The sequence below is a fragment of the Demequina sp. B12 genome (genome assembly GCF_028823635.1).
GTDB lineage: Bacteria > Actinomycetota > Actinomycetes > Actinomycetales > Demequinaceae > Demequina.
In genome coordinates, this window is record NZ_JAPEHU010000003.1 from 84,503 (window position 1) to 111,373 (window position 26,871).

Genomic DNA, 26,871 nt, shown 5'->3' on the forward strand with positions numbered 1-26,871 from the left:
GCTACTGACCTGACGGCAAAGTGGCGATCCACTCTGCGTAGAACAACGCTCCGCCGGCAGCGGCGCACAACGCGGCGACGATCCAGAAACGAATCACGATCGTCACTTCACCCCAACCCAAGAGCTCGAAGTGATGATGCAGCGGTGCCATCTTGAACACGCGTTTACCGCCCGAGATCTTGAACCAGCCGATCTGAATCACCGACGACGCGACGATGATGACGAACAGTCCGCCAATGATGACGCCCAAGAGTTCTGTGCGCGACATGATGGTCAGACCCGCGATCGCGCCACCAAGGGCGAGCGAGCCGGTGTCCCCCATGAAGATCTTGGCGGGGCTGGCATTCCACCATAGGAAGCCAAAGCACGCACCGGCAATCGCCGCGGCGAGAATCGCGAGGTCGCGGGGGTCGCGGACCTCGTAGCACTGGGAACTCGCAGAGGCGAACCCGCACCACTGGTTGTACTGCCAGATAGTGATGAGCGTGTAGGCGCCAAAGAAGATCAAGGAGGCACCCGTGGCAAGCCCGTCGAGTCCGTCCGTCAGGTTCACTGCATTTGACCAAGCGGTGATAAGGAAGTTGGACCAGACGATGAACAGGATGATGCCGACGGCCGGTCCCCAGAACGCGAGGTCAACGGCGGTGTCACGCAAGAAGGACACTGCCGTCGATGCCGGCGTCACACCACCATCGTTGGGGAACTGCAACGCCATGACTCCGAAGGAGATCCCCACCACGGCTTGGCCAAGAATCTTGTACCGCGCACGCAGGCCCAACGAGCGTTCGCGACGGATCTTGATGAAGTCATCGAGGAAACCCACCAGGCCCAGGCCAACGATGAGGAAGACCACCAGCATTGATGAGGCATAGGGGGTACGTCCGGTCAGCAAGTTGCCACCGAGCCAGCCCATCACCAACGCGAAGATGATGACAACGCCACCCATGGTGGGCGTGCCGCGCTTCACCAGATGCGAAGCCGGGCCGTCGTGCCGCACAAACTGGCCGTAGTGGTGCTTGATGAGGAAGCGAATAAACAGCGGCGTTCCCAGCAGCGCAATAACTAGAGAGATACCTCCAGAGAAAATGACCGCTCTCATGCAGGTTCTCCCACCAGTTCGTCAGCTAGCTTCCACAGCCCGGTTCCGTGGGACCCCTTGATCAGCACGGTGTCCCCGCTGGTCAGGCGCCCCGCGAGGAACTCGCGAGCCTCGTCAATGGTAGCGACGAATGCCGCTTCCTCTCCCCACGATCCTTCACGAACGGCCGAGACATATGCGGCACGCGCTCCAGCACCCACCACGAGGAGGTGATCGATGCGCAAGCGCACGGCATCGAGGCCGATCTCATCGTGAGCGGACAAGGAGCTGTCGCCCATCTCCAGCATCTCGCCCACGACCGCGAAGGAACGTCCTGCATCGGCGACGTCCTTGAGGGCACGCAGCGCCGCCTTCATGGACTCGGGGGAAGCGTTGTAGGAATCGTCGAGGATCCGCACTCCGTCGCCTCGCACGGTGAGCGCCATCCGGTGGGGGCTCAACGGCATGGCTACGGCGACTGCGTCAGCGGCATCGGCCAACGTCTGCCCACACACCGTGGCGACCGCGATGGCTGCAAGCGCATTGGTGGCGTGATGCTCACCGATGAGAGACAACGTGACCCGGCCAGAGTGCTCCTGCCCTCCCTGCACGTCGAACGACGCGCGGCCTGCGTCCAGGCGAAGATCTCGCGCCGTCAACGTACGGCCCTGACCGCCCACGCCGAACGTGACCGTCGTGCGCGCGTCCTCGTGCAACACCGCGCGTGAAGCCATTACCGCAACCCGCGGGTCGTCGCCGTTCAAGACCGCCGTGCCTCCGGGCAGCAGGCCATCCAGCAGCGTTGCCTTTTCCTCGGCAAGTGCCTCGGGCGAGCCATAGCCACCCAAATGTGCCGTCCCCACGGTGAGCACCACCGCGATATCGAGGGGTGCGATCGCGGTGAGGTACGCGAGATCACCAGGCGCGGAAGCACCCATCTCCAACACCAGGAACTCAGTCTCTGGGTCCGCACGCAATACGGTCAGCGGAAGCCCAATCTCATTGTTGAAACTTCCCTGCGGGGCGATCGCGTTGGGCAACACCTGCGCGAGGAGGTCCTTGGTGCTCGTCTTGCCATTGGACCCGGTGATGCCGATGACGGTGATCGACCCCTCGGTACGAAGAAGAGCCACATATGCCTGAGCCAAGGAACCCAACGCCGCCACAACATCGTCGACCAGCACGTGGGGCCCCGGCACCGGTTGCGAAACCAACGCCAGTGACGCGCCAGCTGCAAAGGCTTGCGGCGCGAACTCGTGTCCGTCCGCCCGCTCCCCTACGAACGCCACATACAACGCACCAGCCGTCACCAGACGCGAGTCTTTCTCCACGCTGGTGACTTCGGCATCGACGTCCGCCGCAAGTTCACCACCGACGGCGTTCGCGATCCATTGCGCTGTCAGCTTCCTCATGCACGGCCTTCCCGTTCGGCGACAATTGTGGCGTGTGCCTGCAGGTATGCATCGCGATCGTTGTATCGGTGGAAAACTCCAGCGATCTCTTGCGTAGGCTCGTGGCCCTTGCCCGTCACGATGACGGTGTCCTGCGGACCGGCCAAGCGTAGCCCTGTCTCCACGGCAAGGACACGCGGCTCTACTTCATGCACATCCGCGAGGTCTGGTCGCACTTTCTCGATGCCGGCACGGATGGCGGCTCTGACCGCGGCGGGGTCCTCAGAGCGCGGGTTCTCGTCCGTCAACACAATGACGTCAGCAAGCCTTGCCGCGATCTCCCCCATGACGGGGCGTTTACCCTGGTCACGGTCGCCGTCAGAACCAAAGATCAGCACCAACCGTCCCGGGGTGATCGGCCGCACTCCTTCGAGCGCAAGGGTGAGCGCATCCGGTGTGTGGGCATAGTCCACGATGGCAAGCGGGTCTACTTCGGAACGCTCAATGACGCGCTCCATCCGGCCAGGAACTCCGTGCGCGGTAGCGACGCCCTCGATCGCCTGCTCAAGGGTCAGGCCTGCCGCATGGGCGGCCACGATCGCCACCATGGAGTTCGACACATTGACGAGGCCCGGCAAAGGCGAAAACGCATCATGCTCCGCGCCGTCGGGATCAGTAAAGGAGAAACGCGAACCCACCCCATCCAGGCCGATGTCGGCGCTGACGACAGTCCAGTCTGCCGCATGCGGGTCCTCGACGTGAGTGGAAACCGTCTCGCAGGGGATCTGCACGTGAGAAGCCAGGCGCCGTCCCCACTCGTCATCGACGTTGATCACCCCGCGCTGGGCACGTCCGGGGGCAAAGAGCTTCGCCTTCGCCTCGAGGTAGTTCTCCATGGTCCCGTGAAAATCCAAGTGGTCCCACTGGAGGTTCGTGAACACTGCGACGGAGAAGGTCACGCCGGAGATCCGTTCCAGTTCAGCGGCGTGCGAACTCACTTCCGTGACCGCTGCGGTCACGCCGTCCTCGCGCATACGCGCGAGCAACCCGTGCAGGACCGGTGACTCAACGGTGGTCCGCGGCGATTCCACGGTCTCTTCACCAATGCGGAGTTCAACCGTGCCCATGATCCCGGTGTGCTCGTGAACCTGCTCGAGTGCGTTGAGGATGAAGTAACTCGTGGTGGTCTTACCGTTGGTTCCCGTGACCCCCACAAAGGTGAGGTCGTCGCTGGGGTTGCCATAGATGTGGGCAGCCGCCTCCCCCATGGCGCGCCGAGCATCGTCCACCACCACCACGGGCGCATTCACACCAGCGTCGCGCACCACGCGCAGGCCTTCAACGTCCGTCAGGATGGCCGATGCGCCGCTTGCGACGGCCTCGGCAGCAAAGCGAGCGCCGTGGACAGTGAACCCGGGGAAGGCACCAAAGAGATCTCCCGGGCGCACGTCCCGTGAGTCGACGGTCGCACCCGTCAGGGTGGTTTCTGCACCGGCGGCGGGGATCTCCACGCCGAGTAGGTTGGCGACCTGCGCGACGGTGGATGGCACCGTTCGCGAGGGACGCAGCACCATGTCTGCCACTGTTACTCCCAGGTTGTCGGGTAGAACTCGTCGGCCGGTCCCGAGGGCGGAACACGTAAGGCCTGCAACGCAAAGGTCGCTACATCAGAGAATACGGGGGCTGCGACTTCACCACCCCAGATGGAACTGGAGGGGTCGAACACGATGACAGAGACCACGATTTCCGGGTCGTCGGCGGGCGCCACACCCACGAACGACGCCACGATCGAATCCAGTTCACCGGTGAGGCCCACCGCCTGGGCGGTTCCGGTCTTGCCAGCAACGCGGTAGCCGTCGATCCGTGCCAGACCGCCGGTGCCTGACTCGGTCACGTCCTCCAGCATCAACATGACCTGATCTGCAGTCTCTTCCGACACCACCTGGACTGGCTCAGCGGTTTCTGCTTCCGTGATGACGCCGTCGGCGTCGACAAAGCCCTTGACTAGTGAGGGCTGCAGCTTCACTCCACCGTTGGCGAGCGTCTGATACACCTGGCTGGTTTGCAATGCGGTGACCGCAACACCTTGGCCGTAGAGCACGGCGTACTCGGTGCGGCCGTCCCAGTCTTGCCATTCACGCAAGATCCCCGGGGATTCGGTAGGCATGCCCACCCCTGTGCGTTCGCCAAAACCAAACGCGGTGAGGTACTGGTGCCGCTGCTCTTCAGTGAGCTGCTCACCGATCTTCACGGTTCCGGTGTTCGAGGACGTCACGAGGATGCCGGAGGTAGTGAGCTGCTGCAGCTCGTGCTCATGCGAGTCTTTGAACTCCTCGCCGTTCTCAGTCGTGTAGCGGTAAGGAACCTCAAACCGCGTGGTCGGCGTCACCAGGCCTTCCTCGAGCGCCGCGGCAACCGTGATCGCCTTCGCGGTCGATCCCGGCTCAAACACATCTTCGACGGAGGCAGCGCCACGCGAACTGGCATCGGTCGCCCCCGGGTCATTGGGATCGACCGTTCCCGAGTCCGCCAACGCCAGAACCTCACCGGTCTTCACGCTCTGAACGGTCACGATGCCCTGGCGACCTCCGGTCTCAGCAAGCGCCTGTTCAAGCCGCTGCTGCGCGTAATACTGAATGTCGCGGTCGATCGTGAGCATCACGTCCTGACCGGGGGTCGCGGGATCCTCATCAAGCACGCCAGTCGGAATGGCGGTGCCCTGACCTCCACGCTCGTACGTCAGCGAACCGGACTCCCCCAACAGCACTGACTCATAGGACTTCTCCACGCCAGCAAGGCCCCAGTTCACACCGACCGCGTCCGCCTTGCCGCCAACGAATCCCACCACATTGCCGGCGACGTTCCCGTTCGGGTACTCGCGTTCGGACACGGGCTCACGGTCGATCCCGGCGATGCGTTCTTCGCGAACCAAGTCCCAGGTTTCCGGAGTGACGTACTTCGCGATGTACTTGAAGCTTGCGTCGCCCACCAAGTCCGCCGCGAGTTCTGACTCCTTGACTCCCAAGATCGGGGCAAGAATCCGGGCGGCATCAAGCGGCCCCTCTGCGACAACTTCCTGGTTCTGCGTTCGCGTCCACTCCTTGAGATCGTTCTGATCCACAAACACGTGATACCGCTCTGCCGAGGTCGCCAACACCACACCGTTGCGGTCCACGATGTCCGCCCGCTGGGTATCCAAGGTGGCAGTAGCAAGGCGGTTGTCAAGCGCTTGCGCCGACAGCTCCTCCGCGTTGACCCCCTGAATCATGATGAGTTGAAAGGCAATCACACCAAGAATCAGCAATGAACCGAGCGTCAATCCGCGTTGACGGTTCATGGGGTTACCCACGCGCTGCGATGTTCCCTGGCCAGGTCGCTTCTGACCCGGTCGCGACGGACGTGCGGTGACGGGCTTCCGCGCGCCAGCACCACGAGAGTTCGACGGACGCGCCTGCGGCCGACTGTGGCGGCGATCCGTCATTACTCCCCCTGGTGCAGAACTGTCGAGTCTTCAATCGAGATGAACCCCAGAGCGGAGGCGGGCACCATGCCCAACTCATCTGCGGCGCTGGCCAAGTACTGCGGCGACGAGAACCCTTCGAGCTGGCTTACCAGAGCGGCCTGCTGCTGGTGAAGCTGAGCGATTTCGATCTTAATGTCGCGACGCTCGAACGCTCCCTTAGCCATCTGCGTGTTGATCAGAAGGACCGCAGCCATGGCGGCAAGCACCACCACGATGCACGTGATCGCGAACGGCGCCAGGGAGCGGGCCTGATCAGGAGCTGAGACGGCGTGCAGGTGCCGGCGGGGCGAAGCGTGCTCGGTGCCGCGCTTCTTGACCGGCTGCGCAGCATGGACAGGACGAGCCTGACGGACGGGTGCGGCACTCATGCTGTCCTCCTCAGTCGCGACGGCGGCGTCAGCCGGACGCGTTCAATGGCGCGCAAACGCACAGGCTTGGAACGGGGATTGGCTTCGGCTTCCTCAGCGGAGGCCTTCTCTGCCCCCCGGGTCAGGAGACGGAGGTAGGGCTGGTCCTGCTCGGGGACCACTGGCAGCCCAGGGGGAGCCTGGCTGGTGGCACCGTCAGCGAAGATGTTCTTGACGATCCGGTCCTCGAGCGAGTGATAGCTCATGACCACGACGCGGCCATCGACTCCCACGGCCTCGACCGCAGCAGGAATCGCCTCCTCGAGAATGTCGAGTTCACGGTTGACCGCGATGCGAAGCGCCTGGAACGTGCGCTTCGCAGGGTTGCCGCCTGCGGTGCGTGTCGCCGCGGGGATGCAGGCCCGCACCAGATCCACCAGTTGAGCAGACCGCGTGATGGGGTCGCTCTCACGGCGCTTCACGATGGATTCGGCGATGCGGCCCGCGAAACGTTCTTCCCCGTACACCCGCAAGATGCGGGCAAGTTCCTTCTGATCCGCGTCACGGAGTAGGTCTGCGGCAGTGACCGGGTCCTGGGGGTTCATGCGCATATCGAGCGGAGCATCCTGCGCGTAGGAGAAGCCGCGATCTGCCTCGTCGATCTGGAGGGAAGACACTCCCAGGTCCAACAACACGCCGTCGACCTTGTCAACCCCAGCTGCCGCCGCGGCTCCCGTCATGTCGTCGTACTCGGCGTGGTGGGCAATAAACCGTGCGCCAAATCGAGCCAGCCGCTCGCTCGCCAAGGCGATGGCTTGTGGGTCCCTGTCGATGCCGACGACAGTGGCATTCGGGCATCGCTCCAGGAGCGCCTCAGTGTGCCCGCCCATCCCCAAAGTGCCATCGATCGCGACGGCACCCTCATGCTGGAGCGCAGGGGCAAGGAGATCAACGCAGCGCTGAAGCATCACGGGCTGGTGCCGCGAAGCCGCATCGGACATCTGTCTCTCCTCATCTCTCTGCCACCGTGTCCCCCGGTCTCCCTCCGGCTCTCTGACGGGGGGAAGTCCGCCAGAGCCGCGCGGGTGGAGGCCGCGAGACACGGTGCTTACATCGCGTCGAAAACTTCTGCCGCGGTTGCGGCGTACTCGTCTTCTCCTCGTTCGAGGTACTCCTCCCAGGCCTGGGCGTCCCATACCTCGACGCGTGATCCCATCCCCACCACGGCAACGTCCCTGTCGAGCCCGGCATATTTGCGTAGCGGAGCACTGAGCAGGATTCGACCCTGCTTGTCAGGAATGTCGTCCGAGGCGTGGCCCAGGAAGTTACGCAGGTAGTCGCGAGCGTTCTTGTTCTCCAACGGCGCGCGTCGCAGGCGGTCGTGAACGACTGCGAACTCGTCGAGCGGGAACAGAAACACACATCGGTCCAGTCCGCGAGTAGCGACCAGTCCCGAAGCCAAACGCCCGCGAAACTTCGCAGGCAGAATCAGCCGACCTTTGTCATCGAGACGGGGCGTGAACGTGCCAAGGAAGACCCCAGTGGGGCCCAGACCGTGTGCCAGTGCTTCAGACACCCGATCACCTCCCAAGCGTCACGACTCGCCAGATGCCCCCACTTTACTCCACTTCTCACCACAAATCGTGGAAATCCAAGAAAAACACAGCCAAAATCGACTATTTATGCAGGTAAATCACGCTATAGAGCAGTGGAGGGAAAAGCACACCTACAACCTTCACTCGGCGTGGCGGGGCTGTTGCGCGGGTCGAAAACCGCCTAGGCTCACTGAGACACCAGCGAAGGAGCCCCGATGACAGCCCCAGTCCCCGCACCCCACGAGCTCGAACGCGCCACTGAAGTCATGCACCGCGTTCGCACCTCCATGGGCACGGTGGTCTCAGGGCTTGATCACGCGATCACGGCGACCCTTGCGACAGTGCTCGCACAAGGTCACTTGCTCATGGAAGATGTCCCTGGTGTGGGCAAGACCACGCTGGCTCGAGCCTTTGCTGCGAGCGTTCACGGCAGTGTTGGACGGATCCAGTTCACCCCGGATCTCCTCCCCGCAGACGTGACCGGCGTCAGTATCTACCGCGCGAACGACCACACCTTCGAGTTTCGCCCCGGCCCCGTCTTCGCCAATGTCGTGATCGCAGACGAAATCAACCGCGCATCGCCAAAAACACAGTCAGCACTATTGGAAGCAATGCAGGAGCGATCCGTCACGGTCGACGGGACCACTCGCGAGCTACCCGATCCCTTCCTCGTTGTCGCCACCCAGAACCCGATCGACATGGAGGGCACCTATCCCCTGCCCGAGGCACAGCGAGACCGTTTCATGACCCAGGTCTCCGTGGGATACCCCACCCCTGAGGCGGAGGTCGCCATGCTCGACGGGCGCGACAACGGCGACCCCCTCGCCCGGCTCACACCGGTCGCCACTACAGAGGACATCGCGACGGCGATCGCAACTGCCTCCAGAGTCCATGCATCGGTCGCAGCCAAGCGCTACATCGTGGACATCGTCGGCGCGACACGTCAGCACTCCGCGATTCGCCTCGGAGCCTCCCCACGCGCCGCTCTCCAACTTCTCGCTGTGGCACGCGCCTCGGCGGCGATGAACGGGCGCGGCCACGTACTCCCCGAAGACATCAAGTCACTCGCCACCGCCACACTCGCTCACCGCGTCCTGCCCACGAACGACGCGCGCGTGTCAGGACACACGTCTGAGGCACTCATCGCCGACGTCCTCGAACGCACCCCACTACCTGGAGCCGGCGCGGCGCTCAGCCACGAGCCAACCGACCGCGGACGAGCCCTTTCGCGCTGAACATGACAGCGCCCTACCTCGCACCCCGCACACGCGTGCGGCCTACCTCACGCGGCTTGGGCGTAGGCCTAGGTGCGACCGCACTGTGCGTCACCGGGATCGGCTTCGCATCGCCGCTTCTCACCTCTGCTGGCCTCGTTGTCCTTGCCGCGGCACTCGTGGCTGCACTGTGGGGCACCATCACCGGCATCGTCATTCCCCGTCGGGCGGCACGCGTGGATCGCACGGTCTCCCCCGCCACGTTGCAGGTGGGACGTGAAGGAACCATCACCGCGTTCATCGCAGCAACGGGTGGACGACTCACCGCTCGCGGCGTCATCCGCAACCTCGACATCAGCGAACAGGCCGCATCAGAGGTCACAGGCCCCGACCACCACCGCGCCACCGTGGCCCGGACGAACGCAGGCGTACGGCTGCGTTACATCGTCGAACCAGCCATGCGCGGCCGCTGGCACGTCGGCCCGATCATGGTGCACTCATCGGACCCCTGGAATCTGATCGCGACTGAAGCGGCCATCGGCACCTCTCACGTTGTGAGCGTCCATCCTCGGGTACAAGCCCTGTCAGCACCGCTGCGCGCGCTTCTTGGCGGCTCGGACCACCACACCACCGGGGCGCAGTCCTCCGCGAGTGACGACGCCTCCCTGCGCGAGTACCGCGACGGCGACGACCTGCGTCGAGTGCACTGGGCCTCGTCAGCACGCCGTGGCTCCATGGTCGTCCGGATGAATGAGCGCCAAGACCAGCGCCCCATCTCTGTCGTGATGGGATTGTCTCCCGACGCCGCCGCGACAGAATGGGCCATCAGTGCCGCAGCATCGGTCACTGCAACGCTGCACTCTCTGGGCCACAGCGCCACCCTCTCAGGAGGAGGCCTGGCCCACGTTCCAGGCCAGAAGACTGGCGCAGAGGCGACTCGAGCGATGCTTGACAGCACCGTCGAAATCGAGCCACCCCAGGACTCCACCGACTCACGCAGCTTTGCCGCGAGCGCGGCTCGGGTCAGCGAAGCCTCCCATGCCGGCGCTGTCACGATCGCCGTGCTCTGCGACCCCACGCAGGAGATGGTGACCACAATGTGCCCGTGGGGGGAACACAGGCGCGCCTGGGCCGTTCTCGCTACGAGCGCCGACACGCCCAGCGCGCTTGCCGCTGCAGCTGACCGCCTCACTCGGGCCGGTTGGACGTGCGTCGTCACCTCGATATCGCAGCCGTTCCCCCCAGCATGGGATCGACTCGTGGGAGCGTCGGTAGCCGCATGACAAGGCGACACCTGGCCCCAACCGACTGGCTCGCGACCGCGCTCATTGCCACCGCGGTGTTCCTTGACTTGTGGGCTCTCCAACTCTTCATCGTTGACTCCCCGTGGATACGCACCTGTGGAGCGATCCTTCTCATCACCGCGGTGGGCGTGGCGCTGACACGATCGCTGAGCGGGAGCCGCGTTCTTCCCACGCTGGTGGGCTTCATTGTCGCGATACTTCTGCTTGTCCCCTCGTTCGTGCCGCATGAGTCCGGCGGCCGCTCATGGCTCCCCACTCCTAGCGCGCTGGCTGATCTTGGCGCCGTCCTCAACGACGGCATCAGATATGCCCAAACGACGGTGCCGCCCGCAGCCGTTGCACCAGAGTTAGCCGCAGTGCTCACCACGGCGGCCGTCCTGCTGTACCTCGCCGTGGATCACATCGCGGTGGCGTGGCGCTTCGCCGCGACGAGCGGCATTCTTCTGCTCTCCCCGTGGCTCGCACCCATCATCCTCGAACACGACATTCACGCTGCACCGTTGATCGGTGCGGTTGCAGCATGGCTGGTGGTGCTGGCGCTCGTCAGTCGCAGCCACGTCGGCATGCCGAGCCTCGCGTTAGGGCCCGCATTGGCTGCCACCACCGCCGCGGTGATGATCGGGCTCCTTGCGGCCCCGCTCGCATTCACGGGGCCTGGTTGGGGTGCATTGCCTGCGTTGTATGAGACATCCCGTGGCGGTTCCTCAAGTACTCGCTTGAGTGTGGAACTTGATCTGCGCCAGTCGCTTGACGAACAGTCCACGGCACCTGTGATGTCCTACACCTCAACCGGGGGCAGACCCTCTGCTTTCAAGGTACATAGCCTCGCCGACTTCGACGGCGTGACGTGGGATGAGAGCCCCTCTCCTTCCGACGCCGCACCCGCAAGCTCCGGCGAGGTGTTGTGGAGCACCACGATCACCAACTGGGACGACCTGTCCGTGACGGAGATCGCGATTGATCCAGTCAGGCTCAATGAAGAGAACTTCGCGCTTCCAACGGAGCCGCGACGCCTCGACACGTCCGCGCCGTTCACCTACAGCCGGGGGCAGGACTCAGCAACGCTGACATCTGGAACCACTCTCGGTCAGCCCTACACGGTCACGATCGCTCAGGACTACGTCACACCCGAAGTGCTCCTCGCGAGCGAGGCCGGCGTGGGAACAGAGTTTGACGCCACGAGTCCCGAATACCTCAACGTGCCGTCAACGATTGACGTCGAGCGCGTTTCCACGCTCGCAGCGAGCATCACAGCCGATGCTGGCACACGCTACGAGCAGGCGATCGCACTGCAGGCGTACCTCCGCAGCCCCCTGGAGTTCGTCTATGACGTGAACGTTGAGCCCGCCACCGAGGACGCTGTCAGCACGTTCCTCGACACGAGGGTCGGGTACTGCGTCCAGTTCGCGACCACCATGATCACCATGGCGCGCACTCTCGACATCCCGTCTCGCTTGGCGGTCGGATACCTCCCAGGCGAGTCCCGCGGAACGGGAACATACATCGTGGGCGGTGCGGACGCACATGCTTGGCCCGAACTGTGGTTCCCCAGTGTGGGCTGGGTGCGCTTTGAGCCCACCCCGTCAGTTCAGTCAGGCGCCCCACCGCGATACTCGACCGATGCCGCACTGCAGTCTGCAGTGGAAGCGGACGAGACCGACTCGTCTACCCCCACGCCTGCGCCCACCACGAGCCCGTCACAGACGCCCGTGCCGTCAGCGAGCCCAACGTCGGAAGCGTCCCACGAGGACGATGCGGCGGCGACCGCGCTGTTGCCGTGGACACTGCTCGGCGTGGGAATGCTGCTGCTCATGGTGCTGGCGCTCGTGGCGGTGCACCTGCGCAAGCGTTCCCACCAACTCGAGGCACGGACTCCGCACGAGGAGTGGGAAGGGCTTCGAAGTGCGTTGCCCTCCCCCTGGGCTTGGAGCAGTGCGGCTTCTCCCCGTGAGGCGGTAGCGCACGTCGAACGTGTGGCGGGCGACCGTGGGGTCGAGCTTGACGCGTCAACGCACACCAGTCTGAGTCAGTTTGCTACAGCGGTGGAGAAGAGCGACTACGCACCTGAGGGATCGTCAGCCACGATGGCCCAGTGCCGCCATTGGCGCCACACGATCACGACGGCGGTGCGCCGAGCAAGCAAGGTGAAAGTAGCGCCGGAAACCGGTCTCGACACCGCTACCCGAGGACCCAGCCACTCGGGAGACGAACGCTAGAACTCGTTGTTGTCGCGGCGACGATCGAAGCGCTCTTCAAAGCGCTGCATGAAGTCCTTGTTATTGCGCGGGGCTTTGGGGGCTGACGCAGGACCCGAGGACTGAGGTGTACGTGGAGCCGCCGGCGCAGACTCTTCGGGCTTCGACGAACCGAGCAGAATCCACAGCGCGAAACCCGCCATGAGCGCGAAACCTGCAATGCCGACCAGCGGCAACTGCGTCGCCACACCAGCGATCACGACACCAAGTCCCGCAACCACACCGGCAATCCCCACAATGACACGCGTGGGGGTGCGCGACGAGCGGTTCATGGCGCGATGCAGCGACTGATCCTGCCCGAGGTCGTGCTCGAGCTGGTCAAGAACGCGCTGCTCGTACTCTGACAGCGGCATCATGCCCTCCTACGTGGCGGTTGTGGCGTAGACCCTAGTCTAGTTCGGGTTGCGCCCACACACTAGCCCACTCCACGAGGAGACAACGATGGCAACACGTTCACGCAAGTCCCCTGGTATTGCTCCAGGCGTCCCACGCGGCGTGAACATCGCCACTACTGGAAGCGAAATCATGCTTGTCGACGAACCCGATGGTTCAACGACTGTATGGGTCAACGGAGTTCCCAGTTCCGCGATGCGAGAAGAAAAAGATGTGCTGGACTTCGAGTACATGCGCCACGAAGCGGCGGCGATTGCTGCGTGGAACCCACCGGAACGGATGCTCGCGCTCCATGTGGGGGCCGGGGTATGCACTCTGCCCCGCTTCCTTGCCCACCGATACCCCGACTCACGGCACATCGCGGTGGACGTGGACCCCGAACTACCGTCGCTCGCCCGCCAGTGGTGGGATCTCCCACAAGCACCACGGCTACGGATCCGGATCCAAGACGGAGCCGAGTGCCTCGTCACTCGCCACGATGACAGCGCTGACCTCATTGTGAGAGACGCTTTCAGCGGCGACACCACTCCCCCTGCGCTCACGACGGCACAGTGGTGGGCACAGACCAGGCGCGTGTTGCGTCCAGGTGGACTCGTCATTGCCAACGTGGGAACGCGTCCCGGTCACACTGCACACCGAGACGATGTTCGCGCAGCCTGGAACGAGTGGGGATCAGTCGTCGCGATCGGCGAACCCGCCGTGCTGAAGGGGCGTCGACGCGGCAACGTTGTGCTGGCAGCCGGCGCAACGATCGATGGAGACGCGCTCAAACGCTACGCAGCATCGGCGCCACTGCCGACTGGCGTCTCCACGACCTGGCAGGGATAAGCCCAGAAACGACTGAAGGCCGCCACCGGAAACCGGTGGCGGCCTTCAGAAGTAAAGCCAGAAGCTTAGAGGGGGCGAACGTCTGCCGCCTGGGGGCCCTTGGGGCCGTCGGTGACGTCGAACTCGACGCGCTGGGCCTCTTCGAGGCTCTTGTAGCCGTCGGACTGAATTGCCGAGTAGTGCACGAAGACGTCGTCGGTGCCGCCGTCCTGAGCAATGAAGCCGAAGCCCTTTTCAGCGTTGAACCACTTCACAGTACCCTGTGCCATGCGTATTTCCTTTGTCTATCTTGCCCGCGAGCGGGAGTACCGGACACTCTGACCGGCACTGTCGCCGCAATGTTGTCGTTCCGAGCCCAGACAGACCGGTTCTTGCACACTACGTTTCTTGCAACCAGTACAAGCATGTCACAGATCAGGCTCCAGGGGGAGTGTCTCCGCGCTGCTGTTGCAGGAATCTTTCAAACTCGGCACCCAGTTCTTCCGCCGACGGCAGCGGTCCGGCGGACTCAATCCCGTCTTCGCGGCGCTCCATGAACGCGTCGTACTGCTCTTCAAGAGCGGTCACCAACGCCTGAACTTCTTCGGACTCGCCGCTTTGCCGGGCGATCTCTTCCTCAGCGCGAGCGGCCTCATCCTCAAGCCCATCCGTGTCGAGCAAAAGCCCCGAAATGTCCTCGATAGCACGAATCGCCCTCTTGGCAGCCTGCGGATATGACGACTGTGCCAAGTAGTGCGGCACATGCACGGCGACGTTAATCGCCGCGAGACCCCACTGCCCGAACCGGTACTCCAGCAAGTTCTGTGCGCTCGCAGGAACCGCCGCAGTCCCAAAGAACGATGCCGCGTCAGGCAACAGTTCCTGCGGAGTACCGTGAACGGTCACCCCCAGCGGCCGAGTATGAGGAGCGGCCATGGGGATTCCATGCGCTCCGAGCGTCAGTCCCACGTGGGTGCGGTCAACGATCTCGCGGACGGCCGCAATGTACGCCTCCCAGCGAATGTCGGGCTCAAATCCATGGAGGAACAAGAACGGCGTGTCCTCAAGATCCCGCACGATGTCCACCTGGAGATGGGGCTCGTCGTAGTCGGTGAACTCATTGACCGAGAACGTCATCTCGGGACGACGCGACCGGTAATCGAGAAGTTGGTCGATGTCGAATGTTGCGAGACGCACCGGGTCCGAGGCTTCCACGACTTGTCCTGCTACCAACGCCCCGGTCTTGCCCGCGTCAATGAAGCCGCGCAGCGAGTGCATGAGTACAGCGGAGTCGGCAGGAGCGACCCGCTCCCACTCCTCGACACCGTCAGGGTCCCAGTTCACCAGTGCAGAACTCATAGTTCCTCCATTCTCCCATGCAGGACGTCGCTTGCCGCCTTTCCACGCTTTGCGCGAAACGCTTCTGCCGCGCACGGCATTCCCTGGACGCGAGGGTGGCGTCGACCGCCCGAGACCTGAATAATGGAGGACTGCCTTGACGCGGAAGGCGCTAAGGATGAAGGGCGAACGCATGCACGACGACAGCACCCGGACCTCACACGGCCTGGATGCAGAGCAGCGCGTCATTGACGTGCTCTACGGCCGACTCGACGAACTACGTGACGAGACAGACCGCCGACTCACCGAGATCCGGCGAGCGGGCCCCTCGGGCTCCCCGCAAAACCGGTCCGAGCGCGATGCCTTCGCCACCCTCTACGAAGACCGAATCATGCAACTCGACGCCGTCGAGGACCGCCTGTGCTTCGGGCGCCTCGATATGGCGGACGGAGAACGTCTGTATGTGGGCCGCATCGGCCTGTCAGATGCCGAGCACGCTCCCCTGCTGACCGATTGGCGTGCACCAGCCGCACGCGCCTTCTACTCCGCAACCGCTGCGCAACCCGCAGGCGTCGTGAACCGACGGCATCTCACCACACGAATGAGACAGGTCACCGCGGTCGAAGATGACGTCCTTGATGTGGAAGCCCTGAGGGAAGCCGGACTCGAGGACAGTCTCGCCGGCGAGGGCGCGCTCTTGGCGGCGCTGGACGCACGCCGCACCGGACGCATGGGAGACATCGTCGCCACCATCCAAGCCGAACAGGACGCGGTCATCCGCGCCCCCATGGAAGGCGCGCTGGTGGTGCAGGGTGGGCCAGGTACCGGCAAGACCGCGGTAGCGCTCCATCGTGCCGCCTACCTGCTGTACCACCACCGCGAGCTCCTCGAACGACGCGGCGTGCTCCTCATCGGCCCGTCCTCGCAGTTCCTGCGCTACATCGACCATGTTCTGCCGTCTCTGGGCGAGACCGGAGCTGTCTCCACCACGTTGGCAGGCCTAGTCCCTGGAGTTCGCATCTCCGCCACAGAGTCAGCGGAAGTGGCACGCATCAAGGGACGCACCCAGATGGCGAGAGTCATCATGAACGCGGTCCGCGAGCGCCAGCGTCTCCCGCGGCGCGACCAGGAGATCAGCATCGATGGCCGAACCGTCGTCATCCGGCGAGCCGACATCAAGGATGCTCAAGCGCGGGCACGCCGCGAAGGCAAGCCTCACAACCAGGCTCGCGCCACCTTCGCCAAAGAGATGATTGCGAAGCTCACGACCCAATTGATGGAGCAACTCGACACCCATCTGGATGCCGAGGATCGCCTTGATCTCGAGCGAGATGTACGTGACTCCAAGACCGTCCGGATCGCACTGAACTTGTGCTGGCTCCCCATCACCCCGTCGCAGTTCTTGCGCGACCTGTGGTCCAAGCCCCATCTGCTGGACCACGCCGCCCGGTCGCTGTCCGCGGCCGAGCGCGATCTGCTGCTGCGCCCCGCCACCGCGCCGCTGACAGATGCCGACATTCCGCTGCTGGATGAAGCAGCTGAACTCCTGGGAGACATGCCCAGCGATGCTCCGCGCGCCGCACAGGGTGCGAGCGAAGAAGAGATCGCCTACGCACAAGAAGTGTTGTCGACTTTCGACACCGACGGCATGGTCTCCGCGGAGGACCTCGCGGAGCGCATGCGAGGCGGCACCGGCCGCATGAGCCTTGCAGAGCGCGCCGCGTCAGATCGCACATGGACATATGGCCACGTTGTCGTCGATGAAGCGCAGGAGTTGTCAGCGATGGCTTGGCGCATGCTCGTCCGTCGCTGCCCCACACGCTCGTTCACGATCGTGGGCGACGTGGCGCAAGTGTCAGCGGCGGCCGGCACGCAATGGTGGCCCGAAACAATGGACCCGCTGTTCGGTCCGTCGTGGCAGCTACGTGAACTGACGGTCTCCTACCGGATCCCAGCTGCTGTCGCGCAGACCGCTCAGGCCTTCGCCCGCGCGGCGGGCTTGCCAGTGAGTGAGCTGAGCGCTGCACGTGACGTCGATGACGCCGTGGTGGTCACTCACGCCCCTGAAGAGGGCTTGGTGCCGGCTGCGGCGCGCATCGCCCGTGGCCACGTCGACTCTATGGCCGATGCTGACGGTGGCCTGGTAGCGATCATCGCACCGGACACTGTGCGCGCGTCGATCATCGAGGCCGTGGCAGGAACGGACATCACGGTGTGCTCTCCTTGGGAATCCAAGGGCTTGGAGTTCGACGTCGCAGTGGTCGTGGAGCCAGCGCATATCGCCACGCGTCCAGGCGACCTCTATGTGGCCTTGACACGTCCCACTCAACGTCTTGAACTCGTCTATGACACCCCGCTGCCGAGAGGCATCACTGTGGACGCCGAGTCCGTGCACTCCTAGATCACTGGCACGGGCCTGCGCCAGCAATGGCGAGGGCCTGCCGGTCACCCGGGCCCCACGACACTGCAGCGAGGTTCTCGGTGTGCATCACTTCCGTGGTGTCATCGACGTGGCCAAGTCCCACGACGTGAGCCAGTTCGTGGCGCACGATGGACGCGGCACGACCTTGTCCTGCTTCGGTCGCGAGGAGCTCGGCAAAGTCTTCGCGGTCCAGGATGACGACTCCCGCCGCGAGGAAACGCTGATCTCCGTAGGCGCCGCTCACCGATGAGGAACCACCCAATCCGGCAGTGCTTCCGCCCAGGTCTGGCGTGGCTGACGCATCGGACCACCCCACGAGCACGGGAGCAAACCGCTCACCGTAGCGTTCCTGGATGAGGTCGCGGTCGAAGGTCACCGGTTCATTGACCTCGCCCTCGAACTCAAAAAACAGGCCCGTGTACTGCGCGATGTTGTCGACGGCGTCTTCAACGAGGCCCTCCGCTCCCGCGGGCATGCCAGCGGGATTGTGAACCCACGCCACCGGCACACAGGGGTCATACCGTGTGGGCTCCCCTGCTTCTTCAAAGAGGAACGTGTGGGAGCCGGTGGTCGAAGCAGCAATGATCGGGGAAAGCCGCGCCCCGGCGCTGGTCGAATGCGGAACCCTCACGTCGTGGCCACCGATACTCATGACGTTGCGTGGCTGTCCCCAGTGACGAATGTCCTCCCAGGTTCCGCCCGATGCCCACACGCCCACACCGAGGGCACCCGCACCGACGGCGGCAATGATGGCGAGTCGACCAGGCAGACGCATAGCGCTTAGCCTGCCACGGGACGGCGCTACGGCGGCACCCTCGAGTGGCGAATCCGCGCTGCGGCGCGTCGCCGGGACGGTGCCCGATGCTGACCCCAAGTTGGTGCGAACGTGCCGGGTACGCCATGATGGGCCACGTGCGCGCACTTCTACTTGAAAACCTTCACCCCAAGGCCACCGAGAACTTCGAGGCCGCTGGCATCGCCGTCGAGAATCACTCCGGCGCTATGGACGAGGATGAGCTGATCGAGGCCCTCAAGGGCGTCGAAATCCTTGGCATCCGGTCCAAGACCATGCTGACTGAGCGCGTGATTGAGGCGTCGCCGTCGCTCATCGCCGTTGGCGCCTTCTCCATTGGCACCAACCAGATTGACCTTGATGCTGCTGCCCGCAAAGGCATCGCGGCATTCAACGCCCCCTACTCGAACACCCGGTCCGTGGTCGAAATGGCCGTGTCCGAGATGATCTCGCTCACCCGTCGCCTTCCCGTACACCAGAAGTTGATGCACGAGGGCGTGTGGAACAAGAGCGCCGACGGCGCACATGAGATCCGTGGGCGCACACTCGGCATCGTGGGCTACGGAAACATCGGTTCGCAGCTGTCGGTCGTCGCTGAAGCTCTCGGCATGAACGTCATCTTCTACGACAACGCCGAGAAGCTCGCGCTGGGCAATGCGACGCGGATGCCCTCACTCGACGCGCTGCTGCGCGAAGCCGACATCGTGACCCTTCACGTCGACGGCCGCACCGGCAACAAGGGTTTCTTCGGCCGTGAGCAGTTCGCCGTGATGAAGCACGGCGCGCACTTCTTGAACCTGTCGCGGGGCTTCATCGTCGATGTCGATGCCCTGCGTGAAGGTCTCGAGTCGGGAGCCATCGGTGGCGCCGCCGTCGACGTGTTCCCCGAGGAGCCCAAGAAGAAGGGTGATCCCTTCGTCACCCCGCTGCAGAACATTCCGAACGTCATCCTCACCCCGCACGTCGGCGGTTCCACCGAGGAAGCACAGCGTGACATCGGCATTTTTGTGTCGACTCGCCTCCGGGACTATGTCGCCAAGGGATCCACGTCGCTGAGCGTCAATGTGCCCAACTTGCAGCTGGAACAGCCCAGTGGCACTCACCGCATCGCGCACCTCCACGAGAACGTTCCGGGTGTGCTGGCTGCCGTCAACCACGTGTTCGCGGAGCACAAGGTCAACATCGACGGTCAGATGCTCGCGACACGCGGCGACCTCGGATACGTGGTCACGGACATCGCTGCCGGACTCACAGAAGAAGCCGTTGCCGCGCTCGGCGCCATGCCCGGCACTGTCCGCCTTCGGGTGCTGTCATAACCGCCTCGGACGCCACCGCAGCCGCCTCCTTCGCCGAGCTCGGCCTTCCCGACACGCTCGTTCGAGCGTTGACGAAGGCCGGGCTTTCGGCCCCCTTCCCCATCCAAGCCGCGACTATCGCGGACGCCTTGGAAGGACGGGACGTCCTGGGCAAGGCACGAACCGGATCGGGAAAGACGCTCGGGTTCGGGCTCCCCGCGATTACGAGACTCGCTGACCTGCCCCGACCGCGGGCCCACTATCCCCACGCGATCGTCCTGGTCCCGACCCGCGAGCTCGCGATGCAGGTCAACGACGCGCTCGAGCCGTTCGCGCATGCGATGGATGTGTCACTCAAGCTCGTCGCAGGTGGACTGTCGATGACCAAGCAGATTGCGGCGCTCGAACGTGGCGTTCACTTGGTGGTCGCTACGCCAGGGCGCCTCGCTGACTTGGTCCGCCGGGGTCATGCCGACATGTCCAGGGTGACGCTCGTGGTGCTGGATGAAGCGGACCACATGGCGGAGATGGGCTTCATGGACGAGATCGAAGAGATCCTCGCCGACGTGCCCACCGACGGGCAACGACTGTTGTTCTCGGCCACTCTGGATGGCGACGTCGACCGCCTGGTGCAGGGTTACATGGATGACCCAGTGCTGCACGATGTCACTGATGGGGACGATGCCCCATCCACAATGCGACACGTAGCACTCAACGTGCCGCCGCACTTGAAGTACCAGTTTGCGCACAGGATCGCGGCACGTAAGGGACGCACTATTGTGTTCGTCCGCACCAAGCTTGCCTGCGACCGCATTGCCGCTGAGATGAGAGCCGCCGGCGTCACCGCTGTGGCGCTCCACGGCGACAAAACTCAGGTGGAACGCAACAACGCCATTACGGGCTTCCGTGCTGGCAGAGTTCCCGTTCTCGTGGCCACGGACGTGGCCGCGCGCGGCATCCATGTCGACCACGTCGACCTAGTGCTGCAGCTCGACCCTCCCGCTGACTTCAAGGACTACACGCACCGTGCGGGACGCACCGCACGTGCGGGACGCGAGGGCCTCGTCGTCACGCTTGTGCTCCCCCACCAGCGCAAAGCAATGGACCGCATCGTCGACAATGCAGATGTTGACATGACGTTCCGCAAACTACGCGACGAGTCCGACGAGACGCTGCGAACGTTGACCGAACTGACGGGTGCGCAAGAACCGACTGGGTCCCCCGTCAAAGAACCACGTGCGCCTCGGGACGACCGCGAAAGCCGGCGACCTAGCGGTCACGGGTCACGGCGACCTGCCACACGCACCCCGCGCCAGCGACGAGATGATGACGACGGAACACGCGGGAGTAGGAAGACTCGTCCTACTCGACAGTCGGCAGGCTCAAGTGATGTCCGGCCCGAGGACAAGCGGCGGCGCCCCCGCACGAGCGAGGACCAGCGCCGCCCTGACAACCGTGTGAAGCGGGCTTCGGTGGAGCGATCCCGCGATGCCGGTGCGCGGCCCTCCGGTCAACGGTCACAGTCGCGACGAGACGATCGAGTTCGCGACCGCATGCCAGAACGGTCATCTCGCAAGGGGTCTGACGACGTCTGGGTTGAGAGCCCCGAGCGCAAGAGACCGTCCTCCGGCACCCCAGACCCATCGCACAAGAAGCGGCACAAGAAGAAAGACTCAGGGTCTGCGAAGAAGAAGCAGCGGGCCAAGACCACGTCAAGCCGGCGTGGCAAGCCGCGCCCGAAGAAGAAGCTCTAGTTCACTTCCGGGGCTTCGTGCCGGGCTGCGGTAGGTAGATTCTTGTCGTCTCGGAGTTCCTTGATGGCGGCTTCGAAGTCGTCAAGGTCTTGGAATCCTCGGTAGACACTGGCGAAGCGCAGGTATGCGATCACGTCGAGGTCTTTGAGTGGCGGCAGGATCGCGAGTCCGATGTCAGTCGCATCGATCTCGGCTGCTCCCATGCCACGGATCGCTTCCTCGACTTTGTGTGCCAGCACGGCAAGGTCATCGTCACTTACCGGACGCCCTTGGCAGGCTTTCCGAACGCCGCTGACGACCTTGTCTCGCGAGAACGGCTCAGCGACGCCGGTCCGTTTCATCACGGTCAGGCTCGCGGTCTCCACTGTCGAGAATCGCTTCCCGCACTGGGGGCACTCACGTCGGCGACGAATCGACAAGCCGTCGTCCGAGGTACGCGAGTCGACGACACGAGAGTCCGGGTTCTTGCAGAACGGGCAGTGCATGGCACTACTGTCCCACGAACCACCTCTGCCGCAGAACTCCGTGCGGAGCGGTACGTACTCCTCGCCCTAGTCAGCGGTGGGCACACGAAGCTGCTGTCCGACGGCGAGACCCGACGATGACAGCGCGTTCAGCTGGGAAATCTCGGCGAGCGTGTCGCGCACATCGGCGCCGACAGCGGTACAGGCACTCGCGATGTCCCACAGTGTCTCGCCCTGAGCAACGGTGTAGGTGTCGAACACGACAGGCTCGGCGGACTCACCACCGGCGAAGGCTTGCGGCCCCACCACAGCCGCGACCGCGGCAAGCAGCAGTACCACCACGGTGCGGCGCCGCCGACGCATCTGCGGAGTGTCGATCACACGGATACGGGGGCGCGCAGAAGCGACGGGATGTGCGGATCCACGCTGCCGCGTCACGGTCGAGCGCTGCGTACGGCGCACACCATACGGTGCAACCAGGCCCTGGTTCATTGCTACTGCAGTCACGATACCCTCCGTTCGAACATATGTTCGTCGAACACTTGTTCTATTTGTAGCACTCACGGGCGACATTGACAAGACACGCTCGAACATATGTTTGATTCCGTGCGCTTCCTGGTCTAACGTCATGAGTGACAGCGAATCACCGGGGTCTGACATCGGCGTGCGGCTCCAGCCGTGAGACCTATGTCCGTACGCAACATCGACAGCCGCAAGAAAGGCAGCCATGGAGAAGTCACCAGAGAACGGCGCAACGATCCATGAGTTTCCTGATGCCGCTTCAACGGGCCTCACCAAGCGGCAAGAGCTGATCCTCGCGTGCATCAAGGAGTCCGTCGACTCGCGAGGCTATCCGCCTTCGATGCGTGAAATCGGGCAGACCGTCGGCTTGAGCTCGACCTCGTCGGTCAAGCATCAACTGGCCGCCTTGGAGTCCAAGGGGTTCCTTCGGCGCGACCCGCATCGACCTCGCGCGATCGAGGTGGTGTTCCCATCCGAGCCGGCGCCAGCCACGCCCGCAGAGGGCCTGCCTCTCATGCCCACGCAGGAGGATGCCCCTCACGCGCCCACCACGCACGTTCCCCTTGTGGGTCAGATTGCGGCCGGTGGCCCCATCCTCGCCGAACAAGCGGTCGATGACGTCATGGCACTCCCCCGTCAACTCACGGGTGACGGCGAGCTATTCATGCTCAAGGTACGGGGAGACTCGATGATCGACGCAGCAATCTGCGACGGAGACTTTGTCGTCGTGCGGCGGCAGAACGTCGCAGACAACGGCGACATCGTTGCGGCACTTCTCGACGATGAGGCCACCGTGAAGACCTTCCGCCGCAAGGACGGACAGGTGTGGCTCATGCCGCACAACCCCACGTACACCCCCATCGACGGAACCCACGCTCACATCATGGGCAAAGTCGTCTCCGTGCTCCGCAAGGTCTAGTCGTCTACTGCCGCGGCGTCGAGCCTTTCCAGTGCTGCGAGCACAGTCGTCCGATCGTTCGTCCCCCACAACGGCGGCATCGACCGGGCGAGAAATCCGCCGTAGCGTGCGGTAGCCAGCCGTGAGTCGAGCACCGCAACCACGCCCTTGTCGCCGTGCGATCTCACCAAACGACCCGCGCCTTGCGCCATGAGCAACGCAGCATGTGTAGCCGACACCGCCATGAAACCGTTGCCGCCGCGTTGCGCGACCGCCTCGGAACGGGCTTGCGAGATCGGTTCGTCGGGACGCGGAAACGGAATCCGGTCGATGACCACCAGCTGTGCGGTACTACCCGGGACGTCGATTCCCTGCCACAACGACGTGGACCCAAACAAACATGCACGCGGATCGGCTTTGAACGCCTCCACGAGGGTGGGAAGTTGATCGTCGAGTTGGTAGAGCACCGGGAGGTCCAGCCGCTCTCTCATCGCTTCCGCGGCCATCTTGCCTGCCCGATGTGAGGAAAACAGGCCCAGGGTGCGGCCGCCAGCCGCACGGATCAGACTCTCAAGTTCGTCAAGGGCCTCCTCGGAAATCCCACCCGCGCCAGGCTTGGGCAGATGCGAGGCAACGTAGAGAATGCCCTGCTTTGCGTAGTCGAAGGGGCTACCCACGTCGAGACTCACGGCATCAGTGAGCCCCAAGTGCCGACCCATGGCGCCAAAGTCGCCGCCCAACGCCAGCGTGGCAGAGGTGAAGACCGCACTTTTGTCCTCGATGAGCCGGCTTCGAATGAGTCCCGCCACATCCAAGGGCGCAGCGACGATGCGTTCAACGACCTGCGATTCATAGTCGCCGTCCGCCGGTGCTAGCCAGATCACGTAGCGGCCGTGCTCCCCTTGGAGTTCTTCACAAACGTCGTGAACCTCCTGCAAGGCTGCAGTGGCAAGCTTCGCGGTCGCGGACCCTACTTCCGCTCCCGAAGCCGACGCCTTTTGCACGGCACTGAGCAAAGCCCGAGCCGCGGACCTCACCAACTCCACCGCTTCCGCAAGTTGCTCATTCAACCCCAGTCGAAGGCGCCCTGGGTCGTGGTCTCCCAGCGCTGCGTCAAGCGAACGCGCAGCGCGATCCAAATCCTCCGTCGTGTGTCCGTGGCGCCTCGCCGCACGCGCCGCACGATCCACGCGGTTCACAGTGAGTTCATGGGTGGCAGCAGAAGTGATGCGTGAGACCAGTTCGTGCGCCTCGTCAACGATCAGCGCGTCGTGTTCGCCCAGCATGTCGTGAGAAGCGGCCTGCACGCCCAGCACGGCATGGTTCGTGACGACGACGTGCGCCTGGGCGGCCTCCTCGCGGACCTGTTGCGAGAAACACTGCTGAGCCATTGGACACTTCGACTCCAGGCACTCCCGTCCATTCACCGATACCTGGGCCCACGCCCGGTGGGACACACCGGGCACGAGATCATCCCGATCTCCGGTATCAGTTTCATTGGACCACGCATGGAGGCGAGCGACTTCAGCACCGAGGTCGCTCGTTGGCCCCGCCTGGATGGGCAACATGTCGTCATCCGGTTCGCCATATCCGCCCGCCATCTTGTGGACACACAAGTAGTTGCTACGCCCCTTGAACAGCGAGACTCGTGGACGCATCCCCAGCACTGGCTCCAGTGCGTCGAGTACCAGCGGAAGGTCCTTCGTGTACACCTGCCGCTGAAGCGCCAAGGTCGCCGTTGACACGACCACACGCGACTCCTGCCTCGCGGCATGGGCGACGGCCGGCACCAGGTATCCAAGCGACTTTCCCGTACCCGTGCCCGCCTGTACTAAGACATGCTGGCCGTCCTCAAGCGCCTCTGCCACAGCATCGGCCATGGCGCTCTGACCTTCCCGAGGCACCCCACCGAGTGCTGCAACGGCAGTTTCAAGCAGTACGCGAGCGGTTTCGGACTCTGTCACGCCGTCAGGCTCGCCGACTTCACACGCACCGCCAAGGATTCATTCACCAACGCCACGACATGTGTGCCGTCGTGCGTGTGGTCCTCTTCAAGAACTTCGCCATGCAGGTGAACTTCGTTGACCAGGTCACCCCTGGTGTAAGGCAAGACCACATCCACGCGCACGTCCGGTCGGGGCAGCTGCTCCGCAATCAGCGTCATGAGGGCATCGATTCCCTCACCGGTCAGGGCGGAGACCTCAATCGTGGTCTCGCGGCGCGCCCGCAGACGCATCAGCGTTTCGGGGTCAGCAACGTCAGCCTTGTTCAGCACGATGACTTCATTCACCTGGTCAGCCCCAGGGACATCTGCGAGCACTTCCCGCACGGCGGCGATCTGTCCTTCGGGGTCCGGGTGGGAAGCGTCGACAACGTGAAGCATGAGGTCCGCGTGTGCGACCTCTTCGAGAGTCGATGCGAAGGCAGCGACGAGTTGGTGCGGCAGGTTCCGTACAAACCCCACCGTGTCAGAGACAGTGAACTCGCGCCCATCGGGCGTCGAGGCTCGACGCACGGTCGGATCCAGCGTCGCGAACAGGGCGTTCTCGACCAGCACACCCGCCCCAGTCACGCGATTGAGAATCGACGACTTTCCCGCATTCGTGTACCCCACGATGGCGACGTTGGGTAGCGCCAGTCTCCGGTCACGTCGGACGTCACGCGCGGGCGCCATCGCCTTGATCTGGCGCCGCAGTTGCGCCATCCGCGTATGGATGCGACGGCGGTCAAGCTCGATCTTCGTCTCACCAGGTCCGCGCGAACCCATGCCGGAGGCGGCACCACCGACCTGGCCACCCGCCTGACGCGACATCGAGTCACCCCAGCCTCGCAGGCGCGGCAACAGGTACTCCAGTTGCGCCAGCTCCACCTGGGCTTTGCCCTCCTTGGACTTCGCGTGCTGCGCAAAGATGTCCAGGATCAAGGCGGTGCGGTCGACGACCTTCACTTTGACCACGTCTTCCAAAGCACGGCGCTGGCTGGGAGCAAGATCGTCATTGACGATGACGGTGTCTGCGCCCACGGCAGCGACAATCTCTTTCAGTTCCTCGGCCTTACCCTTGCCGATGTACGTCGCAGGATCAGGGTGGGGGCGACGTTGAAGCAGACCATCGAGTACTTGCGAGCCAGCAGTCTCAGCCAAGGCAGCGAGTTCGCGCAAACCCACCTCGGCATCTTCAGCGCGCCCGCGCGCGAACTGTCCGACCAACACGACCTTCTCCAGCCGGAGTTGCCGGTACTCCACCTCGGTGATGTCGTCCAGCTCAGTGGAGAGGTTGTCGATGCGGCGCAGCGCGGCGCGTTCTTCACGCTCGAACTGGTCGCCGTCATAGTCGGTGCGCGCCGTACCGCCCTCGGCAACGGCCGTCCCGGCTCGCGAAAGGACACGATCAATGATCGCGTCAGTGGAGTTGTCGTCTGTGCCCGCGGGCTGGAGTTCTTGGTCTGCCATGCTCCCGCTATTGTCTCACCGGGGTCC

Annotated in this window: 23 protein-coding genes; 8 read left to right on the top strand and 15 right to left on the bottom strand. The window is 63.9% G+C overall.

Annotated elements, in window-relative coordinates; translation table 11 throughout:
* Position 1: 1 nt before the first annotated feature.
* The 7 genes from mraY to mraZ all read right to left on the bottom strand — a co-directional run bounded on the left by mraY (position 2) and on the right by mraZ (position 7,915).
* Entirely contained in the window at positions 2–1,099 is a 1,098-nt protein-coding gene (gene mraY, locus ON058_RS07885; protein WP_274668503.1) for a phospho-N-acetylmuramoyl-pentapeptide-transferase, read from the bottom strand.
* Entirely contained in the window at positions 1,096–2,490 is a 1,395-nt protein-coding gene (gene murF, locus ON058_RS07890) for a UDP-N-acetylmuramoyl-tripeptide--D-alanyl-D-alanine ligase (RefSeq protein ID WP_274668504.1), read from the bottom strand. The genes mraY and murF overlap by 4 nt, the downstream gene beginning before the upstream one ends.
* Positions 2,487–4,043, bottom strand: a complete 1,557-nt coding sequence (locus tag ON058_RS07895) for a UDP-N-acetylmuramoyl-L-alanyl-D-glutamate--2,6-diaminopimelate ligase (RefSeq protein ID WP_274668505.1) — start codon at positions 4,041–4,043, stop codon at positions 2,487–2,489. The genes murF and ON058_RS07895 overlap by 4 nt, the downstream gene beginning before the upstream one ends.
* An 11-nt stretch (positions 4,044–4,054) precedes the next feature.
* On the bottom strand, positions 4,055–5,950 hold the full coding sequence (locus ON058_RS07900) for a penicillin-binding protein 2 (RefSeq protein ID WP_274668506.1): 1,896 nt from the start codon (positions 5,948–5,950) through the stop codon (positions 4,055–4,057).
* A complete protein-coding gene (locus ON058_RS07905) occupies positions 5,950–6,360 on the bottom strand; it encodes a hypothetical protein (protein ID WP_274668507.1) in 411 nt (136 codons plus the stop codon). The genes ON058_RS07900 and ON058_RS07905 overlap by 1 nt, the downstream gene beginning before the upstream one ends.
* Entirely contained in the window at positions 6,357–7,340 is a 984-nt protein-coding gene (gene rsmH / locus ON058_RS07910) for a 16S rRNA (cytosine(1402)-N(4))-methyltransferase RsmH (protein WP_274668508.1), read from the bottom strand. Before rsmH ends, ON058_RS07905 begins: the two co-directional genes overlap by 4 nt.
* A 107-nt stretch (positions 7,341–7,447) precedes the next feature.
* On the bottom strand, positions 7,448–7,915 hold the full coding sequence (gene mraZ, locus ON058_RS07915; RefSeq protein WP_274668509.1) for a division/cell wall cluster transcriptional repressor MraZ: 468 nt from the start codon (positions 7,913–7,915) through the stop codon (positions 7,448–7,450).
* Positions 7,916–8,149: 234 nt separating this feature from the next.
* Here mraZ and ON058_RS07920 point away from each other — a divergent pair, with 234 nt between their 5' ends.
* From ON058_RS07920 to ON058_RS07930, 3 genes are read left to right on the top strand one after another with little or no spacing between them, the layout of a single operon-like run.
* The gene (locus ON058_RS07920) at positions 8,150–9,169 is read left to right on the top strand and encodes a MoxR family ATPase (protein WP_274668510.1); all 1,020 of its coding nucleotides are present in this window, start codon (positions 8,150–8,152) and stop codon (positions 9,167–9,169) included.
* Positions 9,170–9,171: 2 nt separating this feature from the next.
* Entirely contained in the window at positions 9,172–10,431 is a 1,260-nt protein-coding gene (locus ON058_RS07925) for a DUF58 domain-containing protein (RefSeq protein ID WP_274668511.1), read from the top strand.
* A complete protein-coding gene (locus ON058_RS07930) occupies positions 10,428–12,668 on the top strand; it encodes a DUF3488 and transglutaminase-like domain-containing protein (protein WP_274668512.1) in 2,241 nt (746 codons plus the stop codon). Before ON058_RS07925 ends, ON058_RS07930 begins: the two co-directional genes overlap by 4 nt.
* Here the strand turns inward: ON058_RS07930 and ON058_RS07935 are convergent.
* On the bottom strand, positions 12,665–13,063 hold the full coding sequence (locus ON058_RS07935; RefSeq protein WP_274668513.1) for a DUF3040 domain-containing protein: 399 nt from the start codon (positions 13,061–13,063) through the stop codon (positions 12,665–12,667). The genes ON058_RS07930 and ON058_RS07935 overlap by 4 nt on opposite strands.
* 85 nt (positions 13,064–13,148) lie before the next feature.
* Here ON058_RS07935 and ON058_RS07940 point away from each other — a divergent pair, with 85 nt between their 5' ends.
* Positions 13,149–13,928, top strand: a complete 780-nt coding sequence (locus tag ON058_RS07940; protein WP_274668514.1) for a spermidine synthase — start codon at positions 13,149–13,151, stop codon at positions 13,926–13,928.
* Positions 13,929–13,993: 65 nt separating this feature from the next.
* Here the strand turns inward: ON058_RS07940 and ON058_RS07945 are convergent, their stop codons facing one another.
* Together ON058_RS07945 and ON058_RS07950 are read right to left on the bottom strand one after the other, a co-directional pair.
* A complete protein-coding gene (locus ON058_RS07945; RefSeq protein WP_274668515.1) occupies positions 13,994–14,197 on the bottom strand; it encodes a cold-shock protein in 204 nt (67 codons plus the stop codon).
* A 145-nt stretch (positions 14,198–14,342) separates the two neighbouring features.
* The gene (locus ON058_RS07950; protein WP_274668516.1) at positions 14,343–15,266 is read right to left on the bottom strand and encodes a PAC2 family protein; all 924 of its coding nucleotides are present in this window, start codon (positions 15,264–15,266) and stop codon (positions 14,343–14,345) included.
* A gap of 157 nt (positions 15,267–15,423) precedes the next feature.
* Between ON058_RS07950 and ON058_RS07955 the strand changes: the two genes are divergently transcribed.
* Positions 15,424–17,646, top strand: a complete 2,223-nt coding sequence (locus ON058_RS07955; protein ID WP_274668517.1) for an AAA family ATPase — start codon at positions 15,424–15,426, stop codon at positions 17,644–17,646.
* Position 17,647: 1 nt separating this feature from the next.
* On the opposite strand, the gene ON058_RS07960 is transcribed toward ON058_RS07955, so the two are convergent.
* Positions 17,648–18,442 (bottom strand): hypothetical protein, encoded by a 795-nt coding sequence (locus ON058_RS07960; RefSeq protein ID WP_274668518.1) that lies wholly within the window; start codon positions 18,440–18,442, stop codon positions 17,648–17,650.
* 128 nt (positions 18,443–18,570) lie between these two features.
* On the opposite strand from ON058_RS07960, the gene serA reads away from it, so the two are divergent.
* A complete protein-coding gene (gene serA, locus ON058_RS07965; RefSeq protein WP_274668785.1) occupies positions 18,571–19,776 on the top strand; it encodes a phosphoglycerate dehydrogenase in 1,206 nt (401 codons plus the stop codon).
* A 68-nt stretch (positions 19,777–19,844) separates the two neighbouring features.
* Positions 19,845–21,509 (top strand): DEAD/DEAH box helicase, encoded by a 1,665-nt coding sequence (locus ON058_RS07970; protein ID WP_274668519.1) that lies wholly within the window; start codon positions 19,845–19,847, stop codon positions 21,507–21,509.
* On the opposite strand, the gene nrdR is transcribed toward ON058_RS07970, so the two are convergent.
* Together nrdR and ON058_RS07980 are read right to left on the bottom strand one after the other, a co-directional pair.
* Positions 21,506–21,994: a transcriptional regulator NrdR gene (nrdR, locus tag ON058_RS07975; protein ID WP_274668520.1), complete on the bottom strand. Its 489-nt coding sequence runs from the start codon at positions 21,992–21,994 to the stop codon at positions 21,506–21,508. The genes ON058_RS07970 and nrdR overlap by 4 nt on opposite strands.
* Before the next feature lie 66 nt (positions 21,995–22,060).
* Positions 22,061–22,480 carry a LysM peptidoglycan-binding domain-containing protein gene (locus tag ON058_RS07980; protein WP_274668521.1) on the bottom strand — a complete coding sequence of 140 codons (420 nt, stop codon included), beginning with the start codon at positions 22,478–22,480 and terminating at the stop codon, positions 22,061–22,063.
* A gap of 220 nt (positions 22,481–22,700) precedes the next feature.
* On the opposite strand from ON058_RS07980, the gene lexA reads away from it, so the two are divergent.
* On the top strand, positions 22,701–23,414 hold the full coding sequence (lexA, locus tag ON058_RS07985) for a transcriptional repressor LexA (RefSeq protein ID WP_274668522.1): 714 nt from the start codon (positions 22,701–22,703) through the stop codon (positions 23,412–23,414).
* Here the strand turns inward: lexA and ON058_RS07990 are convergent.
* Both ON058_RS07990 and hflX read right to left on the bottom strand, forming a co-directional pair.
* On the bottom strand, positions 23,411–25,357 hold the full coding sequence (locus ON058_RS07990; RefSeq protein WP_274668523.1) for an ATP-dependent DNA helicase: 1,947 nt from the start codon (positions 25,355–25,357) through the stop codon (positions 23,411–23,413). The genes lexA and ON058_RS07990 overlap by 4 nt on opposite strands.
* Positions 25,354–26,844 (bottom strand): GTPase HflX, encoded by a 1,491-nt coding sequence (gene hflX / locus ON058_RS07995; protein WP_274668524.1) that lies wholly within the window; start codon positions 26,842–26,844, stop codon positions 25,354–25,356. The genes ON058_RS07990 and hflX overlap by 4 nt, the downstream gene beginning before the upstream one ends.
* Between the last annotated feature and the right edge of the window lie 27 nt (positions 26,845–26,871).